Origin of the sequence: Pseudanabaena cinerea FACHB-1277, assembly GCF_014696345.1 — a bacterium.
In the GTDB taxonomy this organism is placed as follows: domain Bacteria; phylum Cyanobacteriota; class Cyanobacteriia; order Pseudanabaenales; family Pseudanabaenaceae; genus Pseudanabaena; species Pseudanabaena cinerea.
Genome location: NZ_JACJPY010000007.1, coordinates 44,186 through 64,087, shown reverse-complemented (window position 1 = coordinate 64,087; position 19,902 = coordinate 44,186). Strand labels below are relative to the sequence as shown.

General features: G+C 44.9%; 17 protein-coding genes. All 17 read right to left on the bottom strand.

Going from position 1 to position 19,902, the window contains the following annotated elements; genetic code table 11:
• Position 1 precedes the first annotated feature (1 nt).
• On the bottom strand, positions 2-2,179 hold the full coding sequence (locus tag H6F44_RS03995) for an O-linked N-acetylglucosamine transferase, SPINDLY family protein (RefSeq protein ID WP_190349660.1): 2,178 nt from the start codon (positions 2,177-2,179) through the stop codon (positions 2-4).
• A 70-nt stretch (positions 2,180-2,249) separates the two neighbouring features.
• Positions 2,250-2,900, bottom strand: coding sequence for a DUF3782 domain-containing protein (locus H6F44_RS03990; RefSeq protein ID WP_190349659.1), 651 nt, complete (start codon positions 2,898-2,900; stop codon positions 2,250-2,252).
• Between the two features lie 130 nt (positions 2,901-3,030).
• Positions 3,031-3,612: a DEAD/DEAH box helicase family protein gene (locus H6F44_RS03985; RefSeq protein ID WP_190349658.1), complete on the bottom strand. Its 582-nt coding sequence runs from the start codon at positions 3,610-3,612 to the stop codon at positions 3,031-3,033.
• Entirely contained in the window at positions 3,599-4,492 is an 894-nt protein-coding gene (locus tag H6F44_RS03980) for a Uma2 family endonuclease (RefSeq protein WP_190349657.1), read from the bottom strand. The genes H6F44_RS03985 and H6F44_RS03980 overlap by 14 nt, the downstream gene beginning before the upstream one ends.
• Positions 4,493-4,557: 65 nt before the next feature.
• Positions 4,558-5,817 carry a glycoside hydrolase family 19 protein gene (locus H6F44_RS03975; protein ID WP_190349656.1) on the bottom strand — a complete coding sequence of 420 codons (1,260 nt, stop codon included), beginning with the start codon at positions 5,815-5,817 and terminating at the stop codon, positions 4,558-4,560.
• Between the two features lie 29 nt (positions 5,818-5,846).
• Positions 5,847-6,917, bottom strand: a complete 1,071-nt coding sequence (locus H6F44_RS03970; RefSeq protein WP_190349655.1) for a hypothetical protein — start codon at positions 6,915-6,917, stop codon at positions 5,847-5,849.
• A 24-nt stretch (positions 6,918-6,941) separates the two neighbouring features.
• A complete protein-coding gene (locus H6F44_RS03965) occupies positions 6,942-7,739 on the bottom strand; it encodes a hypothetical protein (protein WP_190349654.1) in 798 nt (265 codons plus the stop codon).
• A gap of 263 nt (positions 7,740-8,002) precedes the next feature.
• On the bottom strand, positions 8,003-8,485 hold the full coding sequence (locus H6F44_RS03960) for a hypothetical protein (protein ID WP_190349653.1): 483 nt from the start codon (positions 8,483-8,485) through the stop codon (positions 8,003-8,005).
• Positions 8,486-8,700: 215 nt separating this feature from the next.
• On the bottom strand, positions 8,701-8,967 hold the full coding sequence (locus H6F44_RS03955; protein ID WP_190349652.1) for a hypothetical protein: 267 nt from the start codon (positions 8,965-8,967) through the stop codon (positions 8,701-8,703).
• 270 nt (positions 8,968-9,237) lie between these two features.
• The gene (ebsA, locus tag H6F44_RS03950; protein ID WP_190349651.1) at positions 9,238-9,630 is read right to left on the bottom strand and encodes a type IV pilus biogenesis protein EbsA; all 393 of its coding nucleotides are present in this window, start codon (positions 9,628-9,630) and stop codon (positions 9,238-9,240) included.
• Positions 9,631-9,715: 85 nt separating this feature from the next.
• The gene (locus H6F44_RS03945; protein ID WP_190349650.1) at positions 9,716-11,041 is read right to left on the bottom strand and encodes an ABC transporter substrate-binding protein; all 1,326 of its coding nucleotides are present in this window, start codon (positions 11,039-11,041) and stop codon (positions 9,716-9,718) included.
• A 191-nt stretch (positions 11,042-11,232) separates the two neighbouring features.
• Positions 11,233-12,522, bottom strand: coding sequence for a lipopolysaccharide biosynthesis protein (locus H6F44_RS03940; protein WP_190349649.1), 1,290 nt, complete (start codon positions 12,520-12,522; stop codon positions 11,233-11,235).
• Positions 12,513-13,526, bottom strand: coding sequence for a glycosyltransferase (locus tag H6F44_RS03935; RefSeq protein WP_190349648.1), 1,014 nt, complete (start codon positions 13,524-13,526; stop codon positions 12,513-12,515). The genes H6F44_RS03940 and H6F44_RS03935 overlap by 10 nt, the downstream gene beginning before the upstream one ends.
• Positions 13,523-14,896 (bottom strand): O-antigen ligase family protein, encoded by a 1,374-nt coding sequence (locus H6F44_RS03930; RefSeq protein WP_199301975.1) that lies wholly within the window; start codon positions 14,894-14,896, stop codon positions 13,523-13,525. The genes H6F44_RS03935 and H6F44_RS03930 overlap by 4 nt, the downstream gene beginning before the upstream one ends.
• Positions 14,893-16,374 carry a GumC family protein gene (locus H6F44_RS03925; RefSeq protein ID WP_190349647.1) on the bottom strand — a complete coding sequence of 494 codons (1,482 nt, stop codon included), beginning with the start codon at positions 16,372-16,374 and terminating at the stop codon, positions 14,893-14,895. Before H6F44_RS03925 ends, H6F44_RS03930 begins: the two co-directional genes overlap by 4 nt.
• Entirely contained in the window at positions 16,371-17,471 is a 1,101-nt protein-coding gene (locus H6F44_RS03920; protein ID WP_242016431.1) for a polysaccharide biosynthesis/export family protein, read from the bottom strand. Before H6F44_RS03920 ends, H6F44_RS03925 begins: the two co-directional genes overlap by 4 nt.
• Positions 17,472-17,484: 13 nt before the next feature.
• Complete coding sequence (locus tag H6F44_RS23070; protein WP_190349646.1) at positions 17,485-19,638, bottom strand: sugar transferase; 2,154 nt, start codon at positions 19,636-19,638, stop codon at positions 17,485-17,487.
• Positions 19,639-19,902: the final 264 nt, after the last annotated feature.

Here is a 19,902-nt window from a genome sequence, read left to right as displayed (position 1 = left end):
GCTATAGACGAAGCAACAAATCGTATAAGTCCTGAGCAAATTTGGAGGGATTCCAGAGAGGGGATAGGGTTTCAGGCTGTTTAGCTTGGTAAAGCGCGATCGATAGGGACTCACGCAAATCGCGATCCTTGCCGAGGCGCTCACCCCACTGCACATATTCCTCCCAGTTCCACGCGATGCCCTCTTGGATGCCTAAAGTTTGGAAAAAAGAATAGCCAAAGCGGGAAAACATTTGCGCTCCGACAATGGTGACAACGGGTAAACCTTGCCAAAATGCTTCTAGGCTATGGGTGCAGCTATTGTAGGGGTAGGAGTCAAGGAGGATATCGGCTAGTTGATAGGTGGAACGATGTTCTTCTTCGGTTTTAGTGCGGGGTGGCAAAAACTTGATGCGACCACAATCAACATGGTAGCGATCGCAGGCTTGCTCATAGATGCCTTTGATCACCTCTAGCTCGCCTTTGCCCTTATGCAGTAGCACGCTGTTGGGAACGCGCTGTAAAATTTGGGCGATCGCCGAGGCTGTAGCAGGGTTAAACTTATGTCCTGCGGAAATTGTGAGATATACCAATTGTTCTGGCGCAATGCCTAAAGATTGTCTAACGGCTTGGCGATCGATGGGAACGCTTGCTAATTCCTGCATAGCAACATAGGAGTCAGGCATTCGCAACAACCGTTCGACAAAGTGCGGTTCGACCTCAGGGGGTAGCAGATGGCGATCGCCTAAAAAATAGTTGTTTTGAGTCAAATATGGTGAAGCAAAACCAGCCCAAGAAATGCAATGCTTAGCGGGTTTCGCCGCCATAATTGGCGCATGGAGGTTGTTCATCATAGCATCTAGGTCAATCAACACATCAAGATCGTCATTGATGAGCTGTTGGGTTATTTCTGCAATTTGCCTTTCTTCACTGGTCGCTTGCATTTTGTACAGGCGATCGCCAAGCTGCTCAAACTGTTGGGTGATCTCATCAGCAGGAAATTGGGCGGTGAGATAGAAATGCGTATCAGGTGCAATTTTGGCTAGCTCGAATAGCCAATCCTTAGAACACCAAGCCACAGAATGGCGGCGCAATAGTCCAGACATGATGCCAATGCGGAGCGATTTGTGGGGTGGGGATTGACTAGCTGTATTGGTAAGGATTTTGGGCGTAAATTGAAATTGAGGATGATCGTCAAAAAAGTTCTGTAACCAAGATTGCCGCGAGTGATCGCCAATAAAGTCAAATAATTGACCATTGAGTACGGGGTCATCGCGGAGGAAAGGCACTAAAAACAGCAAATTAAGGTACAGCGATCGCCAATCTTCGGCACTTAACCAATCGGGATTGGCATAGATTTGCGACTCCAGTTCCAGAAAATAGGTCAAGGCTTGGTCGTACATTCCCGACATTAGGTAACTCTTCACGCGCAGAGAGGCGGCTGACCAATGGCATTGAGGAATTGATTGGGGAATTGATTGGGGAATTGCTGTTTGAATTAATTGAGGATCGCTCGCATTTAACGCATTTAATTCATGGCAAACCTGTAAATATATTTCCGTAACATTGCGCCAGTCGCTATGTATTTGCAAGCCTGAATTAGCCAGAATTATTAATCCTTCGATTAAATTTTCATATATTTCTAGCCTCTCAGGGGCTAAGTTTACCGCTTCTTGGTATGCGGCGATCGCTTCATAAATTTTATGCTCACGGCGATAAAGTAAACCCAAATAGTAATAAGTATCGACATCAAGGTTTTCTAAACTTTGTGGATATTGCGATCGTAATATTTCTAAACTCGTGAATAACAGAGGAACTATCTCTGGGGCGATCGTAAATTTTTGAGCTGTGAGCATTTCTAGGCATTGACCAAGAGCTTCCCAATCGGGTTCTAAATCGGACTCACTAGAGTTAACCGCCGCTTGCAGAGAAGCTTTTAATGCTTGCAACCAATTTTCTAGACTTGGTAAGTTTTCGCAAGCATAGCGATACAACACCCAAGCCAGCCACCAGTTGCCCAAATCTTTTTGTTTATTCCCCTCTATTACTAAACTTTCTGCTAATTTCAATAAAAATTCAGATGCTTCAACCTCGCCTAACGAACTAAGGGCATCTAGCCATGCCATTTGTGCTTCCTGCTCATTACCTTGTAATAGCAGCTCGATTCCTAACTGAAGAGAAGGGTGGTTAGTGTGCGACATAGAGCGATTATAAAACTATAGATGTGATTTGCAACGTGATTTGCGATGTAACAAGTCACATTTATGCTTCCTAACCCCAAGTCATTGGCAGAAACTGATCGTCATTGGCAATTTCCACCGATGCGCCATTGGTGCGAATTACAAATAAGCCCTTGCGATAGGCATAAACATCAACCCCCTCATTAATTTCAATTACCGCCACTGCCCCATAGAGACTGTATTGAGCATACTCTGGAAAAGCGGTTTTAAAATTGATCAGTCGCCCAATCATTTCATCAACATCATCTTTAGACAGGCGCGATTTGCACTCCACCGCCACCACCTTCATCCCGTTTACGCCCAAAATGTCAATTTCCATAGGCATACCAGACGCAAGCGGCGATCGCACCCTTTCCATGGTATGCGTGATCAAAATGCCGCGATCGCGAAACATTCGCACCACCGCAGGGCGGACTAATTCTTCCACAAAGCTTCCCCATCTTGTTGTCAGGCTGTCAACAGCTTTACTTGTACGTTCAACAGTTTTTTCTAATTTGGCTAGACGGCGATCGGCATCAGCAGCACGGCGATCGGCTTCGGTGCGAGATTTTGCCAGACTTTGCTCAAATTCGGCACGGGATGCAGCAATGCTACGGTTAAATTCTATGCGTGATTGATCGAGGGCGGCATTAGTCTGTTCAAATAGTTTATAAATGTCAGCGATGGTAATTGCTTCTGCCATAGTTATTTGTTAATCAGTCCACTGCTCTTATTTTATCGCGCTATTCCTAGCAAAACCCAAAAAGCGATGGGCGGCGCTTCGCGCCGCCCATCGCTTTTTGGGTTTTATGTACTTACCAAAACTTGCTTTGCTATAGCTGGGCAAATCCTTTTAAAATCCTGTCAATTCTTATGTCAAGGGCGATCGCATCGCGTGGATTACAAAATACATTGGCATGGAGTCGAGGGTCAGCACATAGACCGATTACCAAAACATTAATATGCTCAATGTAGGAAGCGTTTAAAGCGGCTTTGCCTTCTTCGTATATGAGCGAAATTCCTGGTTGTATGATCGCTAAATTTTGAAAATATCGATTAGTGATGGCAAAGCAGCGATTTATATATTGGTTGAGCAAGGCAAAATTCACCTCAGTTTTGCCTTGAATGTCGCCAAGGGTATAGGCGATCATGTCGATGGGGGTACGATCGCTAACGAAAGGAGCGATCGCAGTTTGCCAAATTTTTTCGGCAGTATCAAGGACATGGTTCTGCACAAATAATCTGGTGGCAAAGTCCATCGGTGCGGCAGGGTCTAGCCCTAAGTCTGCGAAAACTTGGCTAGTGGTTGTCTGCACAAAGGTCATCTCCGTGCGGGAGGCGATCGCTTTTGCCAAAGTCGTCTTGCCCGAGCGATGAGCGCCACAGAGTCCGAGATTGCCGTCAAATTGGGTCATTAGGATCAATGCCCATAGCACGTAAACGTTCGGCAAGGCGATCGGCGCGTTGTTTTTCCTGTTCAGCCCGTAAAGCTTCCTGCTCAGCCCGTAAAGCTTCTTGTTCAGCCCGTAAAGCTTCCTGCTCAGCCCGTAAAGCTTCTTGTTCAGCCCTTAAGGTTTCCTGTTCAGCCCTTTGTTGCAGAGATTCGGCACGGCGGCGTTCTTGGGCGGTGCGCTGTTGCTCTTGCCAAACTTGGATTTCTGACTGTTGCAACCTTTGACTTAGCTCCACGGGTGACAAAAATCTTTGACCATCAGGACGGGAAATAATTAATTCCTGAGCGATCGCCCAATCAAACCTGATGCCAAGTAAGGGGCTAACCCAATTCATCATCGAAGGAATCTGCACTAAGCGATCGCCAATTTTTTGCCAACCTTCTAGCATTAATTCATCGGGATCGTAAATGTAATATTCCTGGACACCATAGGTTTGATAGAAATTAAATTTGTCTTCGAGGGAGTCAATGCCGCGCCGATCCTTGTTGCTAGGTGAAAGAATTTCAAAAACCACCTGCGGCGCAATATTATCTTCCAACCATTGTTTATAAGAGCCTCTGCGACCTTTAGGGCGACCTAGCGCCACCATCACATCAGGGGCAACCCGTTTTTGGCTGCGCCGGACAGGATACCAAAGCAAGTCCCCCGCAATAAATACATGGGGATCATCGGCATACATGATCTCTAGATTTTCTTTAATAATTACGATCCAGCGATATTGCTCAGTATTGTCTGCCATGGGGTTGCCGTCACTGTCGGGATAGTCGATCTCAGGCAGATCCTCTAGGGCGATCGCCTGAGATTCTAGGGATGCTAGTGGTGCTAAAGGCTGTAGAGTCATTGATTCGCCCTCGCTAAAACCGTATGATTTGCGTATTTTAATTATAAATTCACTTCTAAATTATGCTAAATCCCGAAGACGCGCTTAGCCCTAGCAAGGTAATTGCGGCGATCGGCTAGTCCATTTTCTCCGCCATTGATAATGCGGGTAATGCGAACCACATCATCGCGATCGGCATGGGGGTTAAGATTGCGGGTACTCCAAAACCAGCCTGCACTCAAACAAGCTAAATCATAATCACCTAGGCGCTGAGGGTTTCTAATCAGATCAACTCCTAAGGCTCTACCACATTCTTCGTAGTTAGCGCGTCCAGTCACTTGAATTAGTCCGCGCCCTTTAAATCTTACGCCGTCACCTGCTTGGGTATTGCCAAGATCGCGCCGCCATTCATAGTCTGCGCCCGATGCATATTCTTCATTGGTATTAAAGCCATCGCTTTCATGTCCAACCTGAGCGAGGAAATGGGCTTTGCGAAGGGGTGTGGTGATGTTGTAGCGCTCCAATGTGGTGTTGAGATGGGGCAGTAACTTTTCGAGGCGATCGCGCCGAGCATAGGGGGCGATCGCCATTAATTGCGCCTGATTGATATGATTAGTGCCACTAGCAGTATTAGCGACAGCCTCAGGATAAAGCCCTGCATAGGGGGGCTGATTGGGGGTACGGGGCGGCAGGTTGTTGAGAATACGAATCGTAGTATCGACTAGGGCATCTTTAGGATTAGGATCATCCTTTATTGCCGACACCAACTGCTGCATTCGTTGTGCTGCCAAGTTTCTCAAGCCTGACAGGTTCGGGGCATTGTAAAGACCTTCATAGGGTTTACGGATCGCTGGACGCAAGGGTAAACCACTCATTGCCCGAATCAGGTCATCCACTCGATTATCAATATCATTATGCTTAGGGTCGGGAATATTCGCGATCGCACTGGCTAAAAACTGCGCTGCCTGATTGCGCCATGTGGGTAAATCGGCAGCCGCAAATAGACCAGCATAGGGCGATCGCCCTATGGGACGGGCGGGCAAATTACGGATCACGCGAATCAAATCATCGATCGCCCCATCAAATACATTTCCCTCCACATCAGGAATTTTTGGTACAGATGCTTGCAGTGTGGTGGCGGCGCGATTTCGCCATGTGGGTAAGTCGGCGGCAGGAAAAATGCCTGCATAGGGTTGCCGATTGACAGGGCGGAGGGGCAAATTATTCAATGCACGGATAAGATCATCTACTAGTCCATCTTGCTGATTAAGCTCACCCCTAATTTTCGGCACTAGAAAGCCCAAGGATGCAGCAGCTTGCGATCGCCAAATCTCAATTTGTTTCATGACTTTACCTGATACCTGCGTACAAACGATCATCTCATGGTTAGAAACCGCCCAAAAAATAATTTGATAAATAATTTAGAAGACAAGGGATTACCAAAGAAAATATTACCCAACCAAGATATAATTTTCTGCCTGACACTGATGATCGCCAATGGTAAAAATGGCTCCAAAGAGCTTGCGAGTTTATGGACTGATGTCCGTTGTTGCGTACTTAGCAGCATCCCTTGTGACTCTAATAGCCAACTCATGCCCAAAACTAGGAGTAAAGCGATCGCCAAGATTTTTGCCCAACGGCTATCTAATAATTTTAAAAAATCCGCACCCAACTGATTTAAGGACTTGTTAAATATCCGAAAGCATAGCTGATTTAAGGACTTAATAAATGACTGCCCCATAGAAGAAATCTGTCCTTCTTTGGAGTTCGGCGATTGGAAAGACTGCCGCAAAAATGCTAAGGGCGATTTGCTAACTAACCACCAAATCAATAGGGCTATTGCTGTCAAAGAAACTGCCAAAATATTGCAGTCCGTAAAATGATTAGTTGCCGTCTGTAATGCCGTCTGTAATTCATTTGGCATACTCAAACTATCGGCTAGTTTGGCGATAATGGCACGAATAGGATCGCAGAAATACAGGCGCGTAGCCACGTAAGTACTAAAGCCTATAACATATGGCTGCAATCGCAAGTAAATATACTCAGTAATTACTGTGACGATCTGCTGTGATATTTGACCGATCAAAAAGCTATGAACCGAGATAATTCTCTCTGCGATCGGACTCTGTAAAAATTGTTGATTCACCTTTTGACTAAGATCGCCATCAAGGGTTAGCAGAGTCCTAACAATTGGTACTGTAGTAGAGATTTGATCGTAATAGGTCCAAACGGCGATCGCCCCCTTAGCATTGAATGCCTTCGATATGCCAAATCCAGAAGCGAGAACTGGTAATAGTAGCTCACTGTCTAATTTATAAATAATTGCTGTGCGATCTCGACTAGCAAATTCAGCCATATCCGCTTCAACCTGCATTAAAACATCTAAGCTTAATTGCAACTTCAATTCATCATCATCAATAGTCAACCAACTTGATGCGATCGCCATACATTTCTTTGCAATTAATTGCGATTACTTACGATAGGGAATCAATTTTGTGACTAGATCGACAACAGTATTAATGAGCTTTGACCATTGTGATTCAGCATTTTCTACAGCTTGATTATGGATCTTTAAAATTAATTGTGCTTTTTCAGAGGTAAGCTTGGAATTGTCAAACCCAAATAGATCTCCAATAAAGCGATTGCTTAGGTCGCCATCAAGCTGAAACCTAGTCTGGGCATAAATGCGATCGTTGTGAATAATAGTTTGTTCAGCCTCCCATAACTTCCGTAAAAAGCGAGTGGTGGCTGCATCAGGATCAAGGCGATTGCTAGTTTGATTAATATTTTTACTAAAGTCTAACTTGCTAAATTGCTGCTGCACATCTTTATAGTATTTTTGTTCCTGCTCAAACCGAGCTTGAGAAATAGCTAAAGTGTCCTGCTTATATTTGTCAAACTTTGACTTTAATTTTTCATAGTCGCTAACTTCGCTGTTGTAACTGCTATGTTCTTCGGAGGAAATAGCTGCACCTTTTTTTCTAAGAGCCTCTGCCTTCTGAGATAGCTCAATGTACCTGTCTTGCAAAACATCTTCTATTTTGTAAGTAATGCTGTTGAGAATATCTTCATAAAATTTCCTTGCATCAAACTTATCAGTCGAAATATTACTAACGACAATAGTATTGACTTCCAGAGTCGTAATATCTTCTAAAACATCCTTAAGGGTTTCCCGAAACCCACGAAGACTGCCACTCTGATTATCCTGAAGATCATCTGAACTAGTGGTTTGGGGCAATTCTTGGGTTTTTCCTTTTTTCAATGCCATCTCACTTACACTCCTTTCTTGCCATGGTTTCTTGATGCAATGCGGTCAAGTTGTTGCCTAAATCTGTCTCTAAGAGGCAGTTTGACAAGTCTTGCCCCCCTGCCCCCCCTTAAAAGAGGGGGATTTTTTAATATTTCCCCTCTTTCGTAAGGGAGGTAGGGTGGATCAATCGACCTCTTAGTTTGGTAAATATGTTTGCAAAGTATCAAGACTATGCAAACATCGCCCCCCCTGTATTGCGGGATTCTTGCCTTTAATTGAACCTAACGACCAGTCCCTGAAGTGCTATAAAAAGGAATGGAGGCATTGCCAAAGTCTAAATCTTCTTCCTTCTCAGGGGCAGATTCGCCAGTGAGCATGGCTGTAACCTTTTCGCCGATACCAACTAGAGTTTTGAGGTTGTTGGCGATCGTTTCTGAGCCTTTGGCAACCTGTGATTCATGAAATTCGCGCAAGCTGAGATATTCAGCATCTGTCAGGAATCTAGAACCAATCTCGTTTTCGATGTCACCATCGATCAAGTTGATTGTGGTTTTTAAACGATTACCTGGCTTAGCCTCAGTCTCTCCGTTAGCTGCGACCCATGTGACAATCTTCAGTTGTACAAGCTCCGCAAAAACCGCTACCAGAGCATCTCCAAAGTTTTTGGTTTCCTTCAATTCTTTCTGGAAACGGATCGAAGTTGTCGAAGTTGTTGCGGTTGTGACTGCTATGGAGGTTTCGGTTAAAGGGGTTGCGTAAGTCATGGCTGATTATTGTGTGATTAATATGTGTGTTTACCGCTAAAAACAAGCTTTTTACATGAAGCCCCACATGAAGCCTCATATGAAGCCTCGCATGAAACTTAGTTTAGTAAACTAAGCTTGCCATTATCAAACAGACTAACATTTAGTTATTTGAAATCAATTAATTGGTCTACAGTTGCAATAGTAAACTTTAACATTAAACTTCAATGACGATCCTAATGATAATCAGATACTTCAATTATGTCTATTGGCACGAAACTTTCTTGGGGCAGCAGTAGCAGTTGCGAGTAAATCAACTTACCGCTCATGTCCTGCCGATTGATCACAACGCCCATCGGTCTTGGTAATTGGGCAGCATAGGAATCTGCGTAGTAGCGGTAAATTTGTTTAGCGGCTCTCAGAATCGTCGGATCGATCAGTTTTTTGGCGATCGCTTCGGTTGGACGTTCTAGACTTTCAAGGCGTTGGGCGGCATATGTCACAATGGAGTCCCCTTAAATTTGACTGTTATTGACGTTGGCTGGTTTAGAAATTAATTTCAGTGTTGATTTTTGTAAATAGCTTTGGCTTTGAGTTCTCTGTTGTGAGGTTTGTCTGACCAAAAGTTGCAAAAGGACTTTAACTGACTTTAATTCTTTTGGCAAGATTTGAGCATAGGATTATACATGAATCGTCAACTTTTTGAACTCATTTTGAGTCTATTTTGAACTCATAGTGGCATTACATAATTTTTAAGGTTGCGGTCAAGTTTTTTAATTGCCGTCAGCACTACTTAACTTCAGGCGAAATAGCTTGCTATAGAAAGACTGCGGGAAGTCAACATAGCCCTTGTCACGAATACTGCCGACAACCTCAATGAGGTAGCCGACAAATTCTGAGTTTTCGAGGGTGATCTCGTAGCTCATATCTGCATCGCCATCAAAGGTGACTCGGCATAGCACTAGGTCAGATGGCAAGTTTGCCACGCGCCACACGGACACAAAGGAAACAGCAGGACTGCCTTCAATCTTGCGCTCCCCTGCAATTTCGCCTTGCTTGTATAGGGAAATTGCGTAGGGGAGAGCCTGCCGTCTATTTGGCTCGCGGTAGTAGGGCATATAGATGGAAACTTCTTGGGGGGCCGCAGCTTTGAGTTCGACTGTCATATATTTATTGCTTTAATGAATTTTTCTTGCTGTTTTTCAGAGGCACATATATTTTGAAGCGGGCTTTGCCCGCTTCAAAATATCATTACGAAGAGACTTGATCGATAACCGTGATTTTGCCATCGGGCTGCACTTGCCATACGTCATAGTTGCCCTTGACATCACCGAGTTCGTCAAGATCAACATCACCACTCGCTCCCTGATAGTTGATGTCTTTGCCATCTTTTACCAGTTTTAGGGCTTCGCACACATCACTGACTTCTTGCCCAGGGGCATTGGCGATTTCCCGAATTTTGCCTTTGATTGCTTCACCAGTGCCATCCTTGGCGGCTTCAGCAGCGATCGCCACTAAGGCGGCAGCATCGTAGGAGTGCGGTACAAAAGCCCCTAGCTCCTGTCCTGTTTTTTCCTTAAAGCTCTTGGTAAAAGTATCGAGGGACTTGCCACTTGCACCAGGGACAGTACCGATCGCCCCTGCCAAGATCAATTTGCCATCGGGAGTATTGCCAATGAGCTTAGGAAATTCTTCGGTTTTGACACCATCGGTCAATAAAATCTGTACGCCTTGGGTTAGCCCCTGTTCAAAGGCAGTTTTGATCACCGCACCGCCAGAGTCAGGATAGAGAATCGCCGCTACTGCATCAGGTTTGCCGCCAAAGGCACTCTTTGCCTCTGCATCAAAGGTGGTTGCCTTAGGATCGTAACGGGTGGGGCGGTTTTTATTGGTGATTGTGCCGCCTAGTTTTTCAAAGGATTCCACAAAAGCTTTCTCGAAGCCCACGCCATAATCATTGTTGATCACAAGGGTGGCAACCTTTCTCGCTCCTTTTTTGTAAGCTAAGTTGGCTAGGGCTGTGGCTTGGTAAGTGTCAGGGGGGGCAGTGCGATACCAGTAGCCGTTAAATTCGCCTTTTTTTGCCCTTTCGGTAAAGACGGGGCTAGTACTACCTGGGGAAATCATCACTACCTTGTTAGGGACGGCGATCGCGAGGGCGGCGGTGGATACGCTACTGGCAAAGGAGCCAATCACAGCCCCCACATTATCGACCTTGACTAACTTAGTCATTGCTTCAGCACCTGCGGGCGGATCGGTGCGATCGTCTTCTTTGATAAAAGTGATGGGCTTACCCAATACGCCACCGCATTTGTTGACGGTTTCCACTAAAAAATCAATGGATTTGCCCATCGGCGCACCAATGGAAGAAAGATCCCCCGTTGCAGGTAACAATGCTCCTAGGCGCAGAGTATCCTTTGCGCCACCACTTGCGGCATTGTTGCTTGTGCTGGGACTATTCGCGCCTGTACTAGGAGCTTCATTGACTGTAGTGCTAGGTTGACAAGCCACAATCCAAACTGTGGTTATGACCGTCAACATAGCCAGACAGAATGCCGAGAAAAACCTTTTAGTCATGGTTGCGATAAACTAAGATGATGTTTGACTTGTTTGACTATATTTAAGACTATGTTTGACTATAAGGCTAGGTTTTGAAAACTATGTTTTTGCAAGTTGCTTGAACATTCTGTAAATCTATATTTTCTATCTTCGGTTTTCACCTTGTCCGTACCAAGGTGAAAACCGCTATAAATATTCGGATATATAACTCAGGATTGTTCCTCTAAATTAGGTTGAGTGATGTATTTCTTTACCCATGATACAAATATGGGAATTGCCCCCCAATGAATAAGCATCACCGCCGCCGCGACACCTGTAATTTGCCAGATTGTACCTATGCAAATAGCGATCGCAAAAATGATTGTAAATAACACATTCCAAATTAAATCCCAACTTGGTTTGTCCATCGCCCAAAGTGCTTTAGATGCGGCATTGGCATAGGGACGTGGGATTGCCGATAGACAAATGAGAATCAATATGGGAATTGCTGGAATCCATTTCTGTCCAAATACTAAAGGAACATAAATCGGGGCAAGTAATACCTGTGCTAAGACAATGGGAATAATTACTTTGGTGATGGATTGGAAGCTCTGGAGATAGCGATCGCGAAATTGAGCAGGGTCACTTCTGGCTTCGCATAGGTGCGGATAGAGCGCAGCATCAACTGCGGTAATGAAACTAAGGCTAATCCCTAGTCCTGCATTGAAGGCGAAATAATATAAACCAAGGGCTTTAATTCCTAAGAAATGCCCTGCAATTAAATAATCGAGATTATTGCGGAGGGTAGCCAGCATTTGGATACCAAGAATACTGCGCCCAAAATGGATAATCTCTTGCCAACGATGGAGCGTAAAGGATTTGGTCGATCGCCAAGGATTATTGGAGCGATGCACAATTACCCAAATCGGGGCAACGATTACTTTCGGCAAGACGATCGCCCACATTCCGAAGCCTTGCCAAGCCAGAATCATCGTCAAAATATTGTCGGTGGAAATCTGGAGCGCATTGGCTAAAGCCGATACATGGAGGCGGTTTTCACGCTGCGATCGCGCTGCTTGGATCAGTCCCATCGGTAACATTAAATAAACCAAGCCCATCGCACAGATCGGCAGGATTACTTGGCTGTCTTTATAAATCCATGACATCGGCAAAGCAACCAGACATTGAATTAGAAATAAGCCACCGCAAATAAACCAATTAATGTAATAGGCAGTTTGGGATAGTTCTTCAATATCCTCTTCTTTGGCTTGGATCAGCTTATCGAAAATGCCATTGCGCGTGAATACATTCACAAATTCATTAGTCGTTAGTACTAGCGCCGCTAAACCATAGTCATATTCCGATAGCCATCGCGCTAAAACCACCGTGGCAGCCAAGCGCGAGATGCGAATGAGAATTTCTGATAAGCCTAACCAGCCGATATTACGGGCAAAGCGATTTGCCAGTTTTTTCTGAATGAAGCCAATTACTGACTGGATTAATTGAATTATTAGTTGCATAAATCTGATAGCTGCGCCTCCCATGCCGTCATATATTCTTCCCAAGCATTCTGCACATCCATGCGACCTTGTAAGCCCCATGCTTCCAGTTGCGATCGCGGCTTCATGCAGACTTGATCGATCGCTGCGGCTAGAGCCTCAGGATTATTCGCAGGAACTAGTACGCCGCAATCATTTACCTGTTCCGTTAATCCATCTACTTTCGAGACGATTACGGCTTTGGCTGCGGCCTTAGATTCTAAACAAACATTTCCCCAAGGTTCCCAATTAGAAGGAATGATGATCACATCACATTTTGCGAGAAAAGATGGAACATCAGAGATTGAACCTAGGAAATGAATACGCGGATCATCACCAGCTAAGGATTTTAACAAGTCTTCCTGCTCTCCATAGCCACCGACTAGCAATTGGATTTGAGAATTTTGGACTTTTTGCATCGCTCTCAGTAAGGTGTCAAATCCCTTTTGCTGATCAAATCGACCATAGGCTCCGAAAATCAGAGGTGTATCGATAGATTTAAGTGGTAAGGTTAGAAATTCATCTAAAGTACGACATTGCTGAATGGTGCTAAGTTTCCGTGAATTGACAAGGTGGTGCGATCGCATCCATTTTCGCTGTCCTTGGGAAATTGCGACAACCTTATGGGCAAGTCCATAGGCAAGCCGCAACATCAAATGAAATCGCCAAGGCGATCGCACTTTCCACTGTTCAAAGCTTTCAGCATAGTGATGCTCATGGATGAGTAACTTAGTCGCGAACCTAAGTTTTAATAATCGCCATAGCGATCGCCAAGAACAAGGATCATGCCAAATGACCACATCAGGTTTAATTGTCGATAGATTGCCGAGGGCTTCGCTTTCGGAGAGAAAGAGAAACTCAAATTTTTCTTTGAGTCGGGAATTAGTCAGGCTGCCACTGGTGCTTTTGATGCCACCCACATTGCGATCGCTGAGTAGATGCACAATTTTGGGTTTACGTTCTAGAGAATTTATTGATGATGTCATTGGGGAATCTCCTCACTATTTTTATTACTAATTTTGGGAATTGTTTCTAATGGCAAAGCTTCGCTAGCTTCTATTTGCTCATCATTGGGACGTTCTAGAAATCCCATACCGATCGCGATTAATCCCGGCCAAAATAGATAGGCTAAAATTTCCAGATTTTCGCCAAAGGTATAGAGAAAGATCACCAACAACATGGTTAAGCCGAGTTTGGCGGTATCATTGCGCTGAGATTTAATCAGCAAATCCCCCAAGCTATAGAGCATCGGTACTGCTAGAGCCGCGAAGCCCACGATGCCTTTGACAAATAGCAGTCCATACCAAGTGTGATGGGAACCGATGGGCATATACTCCACCATGTGCGGACCACTCTCGACAATGCCATGTCCCCAAATTGGCGCTTCGGTTTGCCATCGGTAGATCGCAATTCTGCCAAGGGCGGCGCGTACTCGTGAGGAATCCTTACGGGCGGCGGCAAATTGTTCAGAAAAGCTTTCTAATCCATCCATTAATATTGGTAAAGTCACCCCTCCCGTGCTAGCGATAAACCCCGCAATCATTAACGCGATCGGTCGTGAAATCCTTGACAATACCTCTACCAAAATCCAGACCACAGGCAAACAGAGTAGGGCTAATCGGGATTTGGAAATTTGACACATCATGATGCAGCCTGCAATCCCCATGTATTTCCATTTTTTGCAAGGTTCACGCAGAATCATAAAGAAATAAATATTTGCCACAAACCCGAGTGCAGGAGCCCAAGGTGTAAATAGTCGCCAACGGGGTGTATTGTCGCCTGGATCAATTTCATAGAGACGGAATTCAAAAAATTCGGGACCTGGCCCGCCGATCGCTTGCAACGGAGAGACAAATAGTTTGGCGGGTAATTTGGCATGGTAAGCAGCAATGAAAATGGGAGAGAACAAAAGCACCATTGTGCAAACCAGAGCTGCTGCTCGATATAACAGCTTGGGACGAATTGGCAAGCATCCCGCCATCGGAAATAGCGCTAAGATTGCCCATCCCTTTGCCCAACCAATGGATGATTTAATAATCTGTCCCATCTCTAGGTAATAGTCCAGATGTCCCATGATCAGCGACACCTGCATAAACACCATGCCCCCAATCCACATCCAAATGCCAATGGGAATCCTAATCCGATCTTTTAATGGAGTATCTGAATCTTGCTGCCACCAACGCCAACACAATATGCCAAATAGGAGCCAAGGCAAAATTGCACCTAATACATATAACCCACCGATAAAATAAATCCCAAAAGTCCAGACGATTGAATACCACACCAATTTCTCTTCGAGATTTTCGGGTTCGATCTTGAACTGTTCAGGAGTTTGCAAAAATTTGAATATATTCATCGCGATTGTCCTGTTTTACTGCGATCGCTGTTGGGAATAGCCCGTAAAGTGGGTAATTCCGTCACCTCCGCTAGTTCCACTTCCTGTGTACGTTTTTGTGCCATTGACTTACGCTTCCACAATAAAAATGTGCCAGCACTGACCAAGAGCGAACCGATAAAAGCTCCCGCCATTACCAGTTTTGGTTGTGGCGAGGCGGGTTCATCTGCCAAGCTGGGGGGCGAGACTAATTGGGCTAAGGGATAGGCGGTAAAAATATCCGACTTGCTCAGGTCAATTTTGGCGAGGGAGGAGGCAAATACCGCTTCGGCAACCTGAGCATCCCGTTGCAGACGATCCAGTTCCAATTGCTTTTGGGTCAAGTCCCGCAGGCGATCGTCAAAGTTCTCAATTTGGCGACCCAATTCCTCAGCTTGCCCAGCGATGCCACTCTGTTCTGCTTGCACAGCCACCAAATCTCGATATAGACCTTCTTTCCCCGCACTCCCGATCGCATTTAAATTGATCCTTGCCAAATCTTGTAAACTCAAGGGGCGCTTTAATAAAAAACTAGCGCGATCGCTAATCGCTTTACCAGCATTCTTTTGTCTAGCCGCTTCCTTGACCACATTGGGATGATTTTCGCCCCATTTAGAGCTTAAAGTCGTCAAAGTCGCCGATGATTCACTAAAATCCCTAAGATTTTGTTGATAAATGGGATCGGATTGCAAAGTAAAGGCGGCGCTGGCTTCTTCGACACTTAAACCGAGATTGTCCGACAATTGTTGAAGGCGATCGCTCAGCAAAATATCCTGCGCCAACATTTCCGCCCTCTGTTTTCGTAACTGCTCCAAACTCACCGCCACTTCCTTCACTTGATCGCTAGTACTCAGCCCCGACCGACTTTTATAAGCAGCCAATTTCTTTTGGGATTCTGCTAATTTAATCTTTGCCATGTCCAGCGTTGCCTGTGTGCCATCATCGCGCCGCGCAATTTCATCCTCACGCAGTTTCGTTACTTTTTGCATCAGTGTATTGTAAAGGGCAAATCCCCTTTCCTGCGCTTCTTTGGCACTAGGGCCTTCGATTTCCACCTGCAAAATGGAAGTATTATCGATTAATTTGCTTTTGGGTTTGCCTAGTTCTGAAGTTTTGATATTTAAGGATGCCGCCGCCGCGCTCAATACAGGCTCATCATTGAGAATATATTGATAATTGGCACGAGGATCGAGGGAAGATCCGCCTGAAGCCGAAGTACTCGAAGAGGAAGCTTGCCCAATGCTTGGTAAGTTCACATTTGCCCCTACATTGCCTCCAGGCAGAATGATTGCCATTTTGCTCACAAATTTAGGCTTTGTCCTTTTGAGATAAGTTAATGCTCCTCCCCAGATCACCGCATTCAGCACTAATCCGATCGCCACATAGCGCCACCACCCAAAACTTGGCGATCGCTTAGGTGCTTTAAGATCAATAGTTTCGGGGGGTAGTTCCTTACTCATTGACTGCTCCCACCAAAAATATCTTTGATCAATTTGATCGGATTGAGAATATCCCCCACAAAATTTAAAACACCCCTAACTTCCGTTACGGTGGAGTCATAACAGGCGACGCTATCCTGTGGCATTAGGAAGGGATTCGTAATTTGATCCTTAGAATTACGGATTAAATCTTCCACGGAGCGATCAATAGCGGTGGTTTCCCCTGAAAGGCGATCAGTTCGTACTAACACCGCACGGCGCGGCACGTTGGTGGGTGCAGTGCCGCCAACACAGTTGGCAGCAAATACCGCCTGCGAAAATCGCGAACCATAGGGGAAACTCGAAGAATCCTTGCCGATCGCGGAAGAAGCATTACTACTTGCAGGTATGGTTAAATTTGATAGAAAAACCGTAATCCCAGGGGGCGTAATTTGGGAAGGTCGGACAATGCGCGGATCGATGGTATCTCTTTTAGGAACGATGATCCTATCCCCTGCGATCAGGGGAATATCTGCCAAAGGCTCACCCGTAAAGATCCCTGACAAATCCACGGTCAGCTTCTTATTTTGGCGAAGGATGCTGATTTTGGTGATGTCGGCATTGGGCGTAATGCCCCCCGCCCCCCGTAGCGCCGAAGTTAAAAACCTGTCAGGGGCATAGTCCCCCGAAGATTGCGTCAGTTGCTGGGCGCGAACCTCCGCACTGCGATTATTGATCAGCACTCGCCCCGTTTGAAAGGTTTCCCCCGAAACATTTACGGCGATCGGGGCAAGCGCCAGAGGCAATACTGAAATCTGCAAGAATTGTGGTTGGAAATATTTCCTCTCAATCAGTTGAATTTGAATCAAGTCTCGGATGGCTGGCAGATCCAAGCCGACTACAGGCAAAGGCTCTAAATATGGAATAGCAATGGTTCCATCGGTATTTACTTCATATACGCCGTTAAATAATTCGCCTTCAGGAATCAGGATGCGAATGCGATCGCCTGGGGATAGGGGGAATGCAGCTAAGGGCTGGACATGAGTAACATTAGTAAAAGCGATCGCTGCCAAGATTAAACATCCCAAATTAGGCGGCAAAACTAAACTTAACCACCTAATTTTGCATTGTTTATGCAAGCTATACGATCCTCTAGACTGCTCCATTGTTTCGTTCAAATAACATTACAATAGTTTTCCAGATTAGCCATAAATCATATTTTAGACTCCAATTGCGCTTGTAGATGAGGTCAAAACCCATCACTTCTTCAAAGCTTCTGACTGTCGAGCGTCCGCTTACTTGCCAGACCCCACTCAGACCTGGTTTGACATCAAGGCGACTCCATTCGGTCATTTTTTCATCGGTATATTCATTCTCTAGCTCATATTGTCCCACCTCCCCAAAGGTTGGCGGTCTTGTACCAATCAGACTCATATCGCCTGTAAGAATGTTCCAAAATTGGGGAAACTCATCAATACTGGTTTTACGCAGGAATTTACCAACTCTGGTAACACGAGGATCATTACTGTTTTTGAAAAACTTACCGCTATCACTATTTTTAGGTGTGCCATCTGTGGAATTAGCAATCTCATTGGTAATTTTTTGCTTTAGCATTTCCGCATTTTTGACCATAGAGCGAAATTTCCAAATCCCAAAGGGCTTGCTCATCAGTCCTGCCCGTTTTTGCTTAAAGAGAATCGATCCACGGCTCTCCAGTTTGATCGCGATCGCAATTGGGATAAACAAAATTGCCGTAAAACTCAGCCCCATCAAAGCACCGAAAATATCGATCAGCCGTTTGGGAAAACTACGCACCGATGGATGCACTGGCAAAGAGGGATCTAGCTCGATCGCAGGATAGAAAAAGTACATTACATAGGCGATCGCGCAGAGAATGGGCATACCAATCAAAGATCCATAAAGTCTATGCAAAAATCGTGATATTGACTGGGGCTTACGGCGCGATCGTTCATCTTTACGTCTTGGCAAACGATTGGTGCGACTTGCTGGCTCAATATAAAAGACATTCTCAAGCTTGGTCATTTTGAGGATTGACAACACCTGAGAGCTGACACTCCAAAGCACCATTTCTGTGGGTTCCGACTTACCCGCTTGAATATCTGCTTGCCGCAAAGTTTTCAAGCAAGATACCAATGCACCAACCCCAGAGCTATCCATAAACTCTGTATGGGACATATCGATGATGATCTTGCGAAAGCTTTCTTCCTCTTGGCACAACTGGCAAAAGTCTTCCTTTAATTTGCGCGCCTCAGGATTGAAAAGGTTATGTCCTGTACTGATTATAACTGTGTCATTAAAATTGGTGATCTGCACATCTTCCAAACCAGACAGCAAAGATTGATGCTCAGTATTGGTGGGTATATATACCGCTTCAGGATAGAGGCGAGCAATGTCTTCAGAGCGCACAACCAACAAGTCCAAAGCCTTACACGATCGCAATAGTTTTGCCGATAGACTCAAATCACGGATGCGTGTTTTTGACTCAATGAAAATCACTTTGCTTTGAAACAAATATTTAGCCACTAATAAAAAGGGAGTCGCCACACCTGCGCCAGTGGAGATCACCAGTTGCGGTCTTTCTTTCCTTAATACATTGATGGCTAAATATAAATTACGAATAAAATTAGGGATGTTGCGATTGGTGGGACTATAAGCCCAAAAAGCTCTCTCAGTAATTAGTTCCGTCTGTGTTGTCCCTGTTTTGAAGGTAATCCAAGTGCGTTGCGAAATAGTTTGCCAATATTTGCTCAACCCTTGCATTCCCTTAAAATGCCCCCCAGACGAGCAGACCAAAAGCAGTTTTTGATAATTTTGACTAGGGTAGCGATCGCTTAAATATTTGCATAATTCTTGATCTTCGTTAAAACTAAGAGGACTGCGCGGCATCGTGATCAACTTCAAAAACTTCACCAAGTCCGCAGGCGATCGGGCAATTAGTACCCCTTGATTTTCCAAATCCTCCGCTAATTCGATCTGGTGATCATCAACGTGTTCATGAAATCTGACCGTGCGCGGCACAAGAATATAGGGCTTGTCAAATTCTTCAAGTAATAGAGTACTGCCTTCGCCACAGTGAGCGATCACGGCACTAGACTTTGCCACCAGTTGTTTAAATTGCGCCTCTGGAACTACTTTACTAATTTTCACATCATCAGGCAGCCTGGTTGAAGCACCATATTGAATGAATACATCTTCATTGATAATCCCCTCCTTGAGCAATAATCCAATCCAATCCATTAACGAATTGAATGTATACTGCTCAGTGCCAACTGTAACAAGTATCATGGTTAGTTATCCCCTAATTTTTTATTTATGTATTAGGCTAAATTGAGCCTATTTACACTAAAGCCAAAGATGCCTAGGCTATCTTTGACTTTAAAAGCCCTTAGATCAGATGCTTACCTAATTGACAAAAGCGGTTGAAATGCCTATCAAACAAGACATAAGAAGACAGTATAAGCATTAGTTAAAGGCTTTTTAGTGATTTTTATCGCTTAGATTTGCGCGTCTACAATTGCATCCCATCTACCACAACTATAACAGGTTACA

What these genes read in the sequence shown, in the direction of transcription:
- H6F44_RS03995 (WP_190349660.1), bottom strand. Translation starts at nt 2,179, where the DNA reads ATGTCGCACACTAACCACCCTTCTCTTCAGTTAGGAATCGAGCTGCTA.
- H6F44_RS03990 (WP_190349659.1), bottom strand. Translation starts at nt 2,900, where the DNA reads ATGGCAGAAGCAATTACCATCGCTGACATTTATAAACTATTTGAACAG.
- H6F44_RS03985 (WP_190349658.1), bottom strand. Translation starts at nt 3,612, where the DNA reads ATGACCCAATTTGACGGCAATCTCGGACTCTGTGGCGCTCATCGCTCG.
- H6F44_RS03980 (WP_190349657.1), bottom strand. Translation starts at nt 4,492, where the DNA reads ATGACTCTACAGCCTTTAGCACCACTAGCATCCCTAGAATCTCAGGCG.
- H6F44_RS03975 (WP_190349656.1), bottom strand. Translation starts at nt 5,817, where the DNA reads ATGAAACAAATTGAGATTTGGCGATCGCAAGCTGCTGCATCCTTGGGC.
- H6F44_RS03970 (WP_190349655.1), bottom strand. Translation starts at nt 6,917, where the DNA reads ATGGCGATCGCATCAAGTTGGTTGACTATTGATGATGATGAATTGAAG.
- H6F44_RS03965 (WP_190349654.1), bottom strand. Translation starts at nt 7,739, where the DNA reads ATGGCATTGAAAAAAGGAAAAACCCAAGAATTGCCCCAAACCACTAGT.
- H6F44_RS03960 (WP_190349653.1), bottom strand. Translation starts at nt 8,485, where the DNA reads ATGACTTACGCAACCCCTTTAACCGAAACCTCCATAGCAGTCACAACC.
- ebsA (WP_190349651.1), bottom strand. Translation starts at nt 9,630, where the DNA reads ATGACAGTCGAACTCAAAGCTGCGGCCCCCCAAGAAGTTTCCATCTAT.
- H6F44_RS03945 (WP_190349650.1), bottom strand. Translation starts at nt 11,041, where the DNA reads ATGACTAAAAGGTTTTTCTCGGCATTCTGTCTGGCTATGTTGACGGTC.
- H6F44_RS03940 (WP_190349649.1), bottom strand. Translation starts at nt 12,522, where the DNA reads ATGCAACTAATAATTCAATTAATCCAGTCAGTAATTGGCTTCATTCAG.
- H6F44_RS03935 (WP_190349648.1), bottom strand. Translation starts at nt 13,526, where the DNA reads ATGACATCATCAATAAATTCTCTAGAACGTAAACCCAAAATTGTGCAT.
- H6F44_RS03930 (WP_199301975.1), bottom strand. Translation starts at nt 14,896, where the DNA reads ATGAATATATTCAAATTTTTGCAAACTCCTGAACAGTTCAAGATCGAA.
- H6F44_RS03925 (WP_190349647.1), bottom strand. Translation starts at nt 16,374, where the DNA reads ATGAGTAAGGAACTACCCCCCGAAACTATTGATCTTAAAGCACCTAAG.
- H6F44_RS23070 (WP_190349646.1), bottom strand. Translation starts at nt 19,638, where the DNA reads ATGATACTTGTTACAGTTGGCACTGAGCAGTATACATTCAATTCGTTA.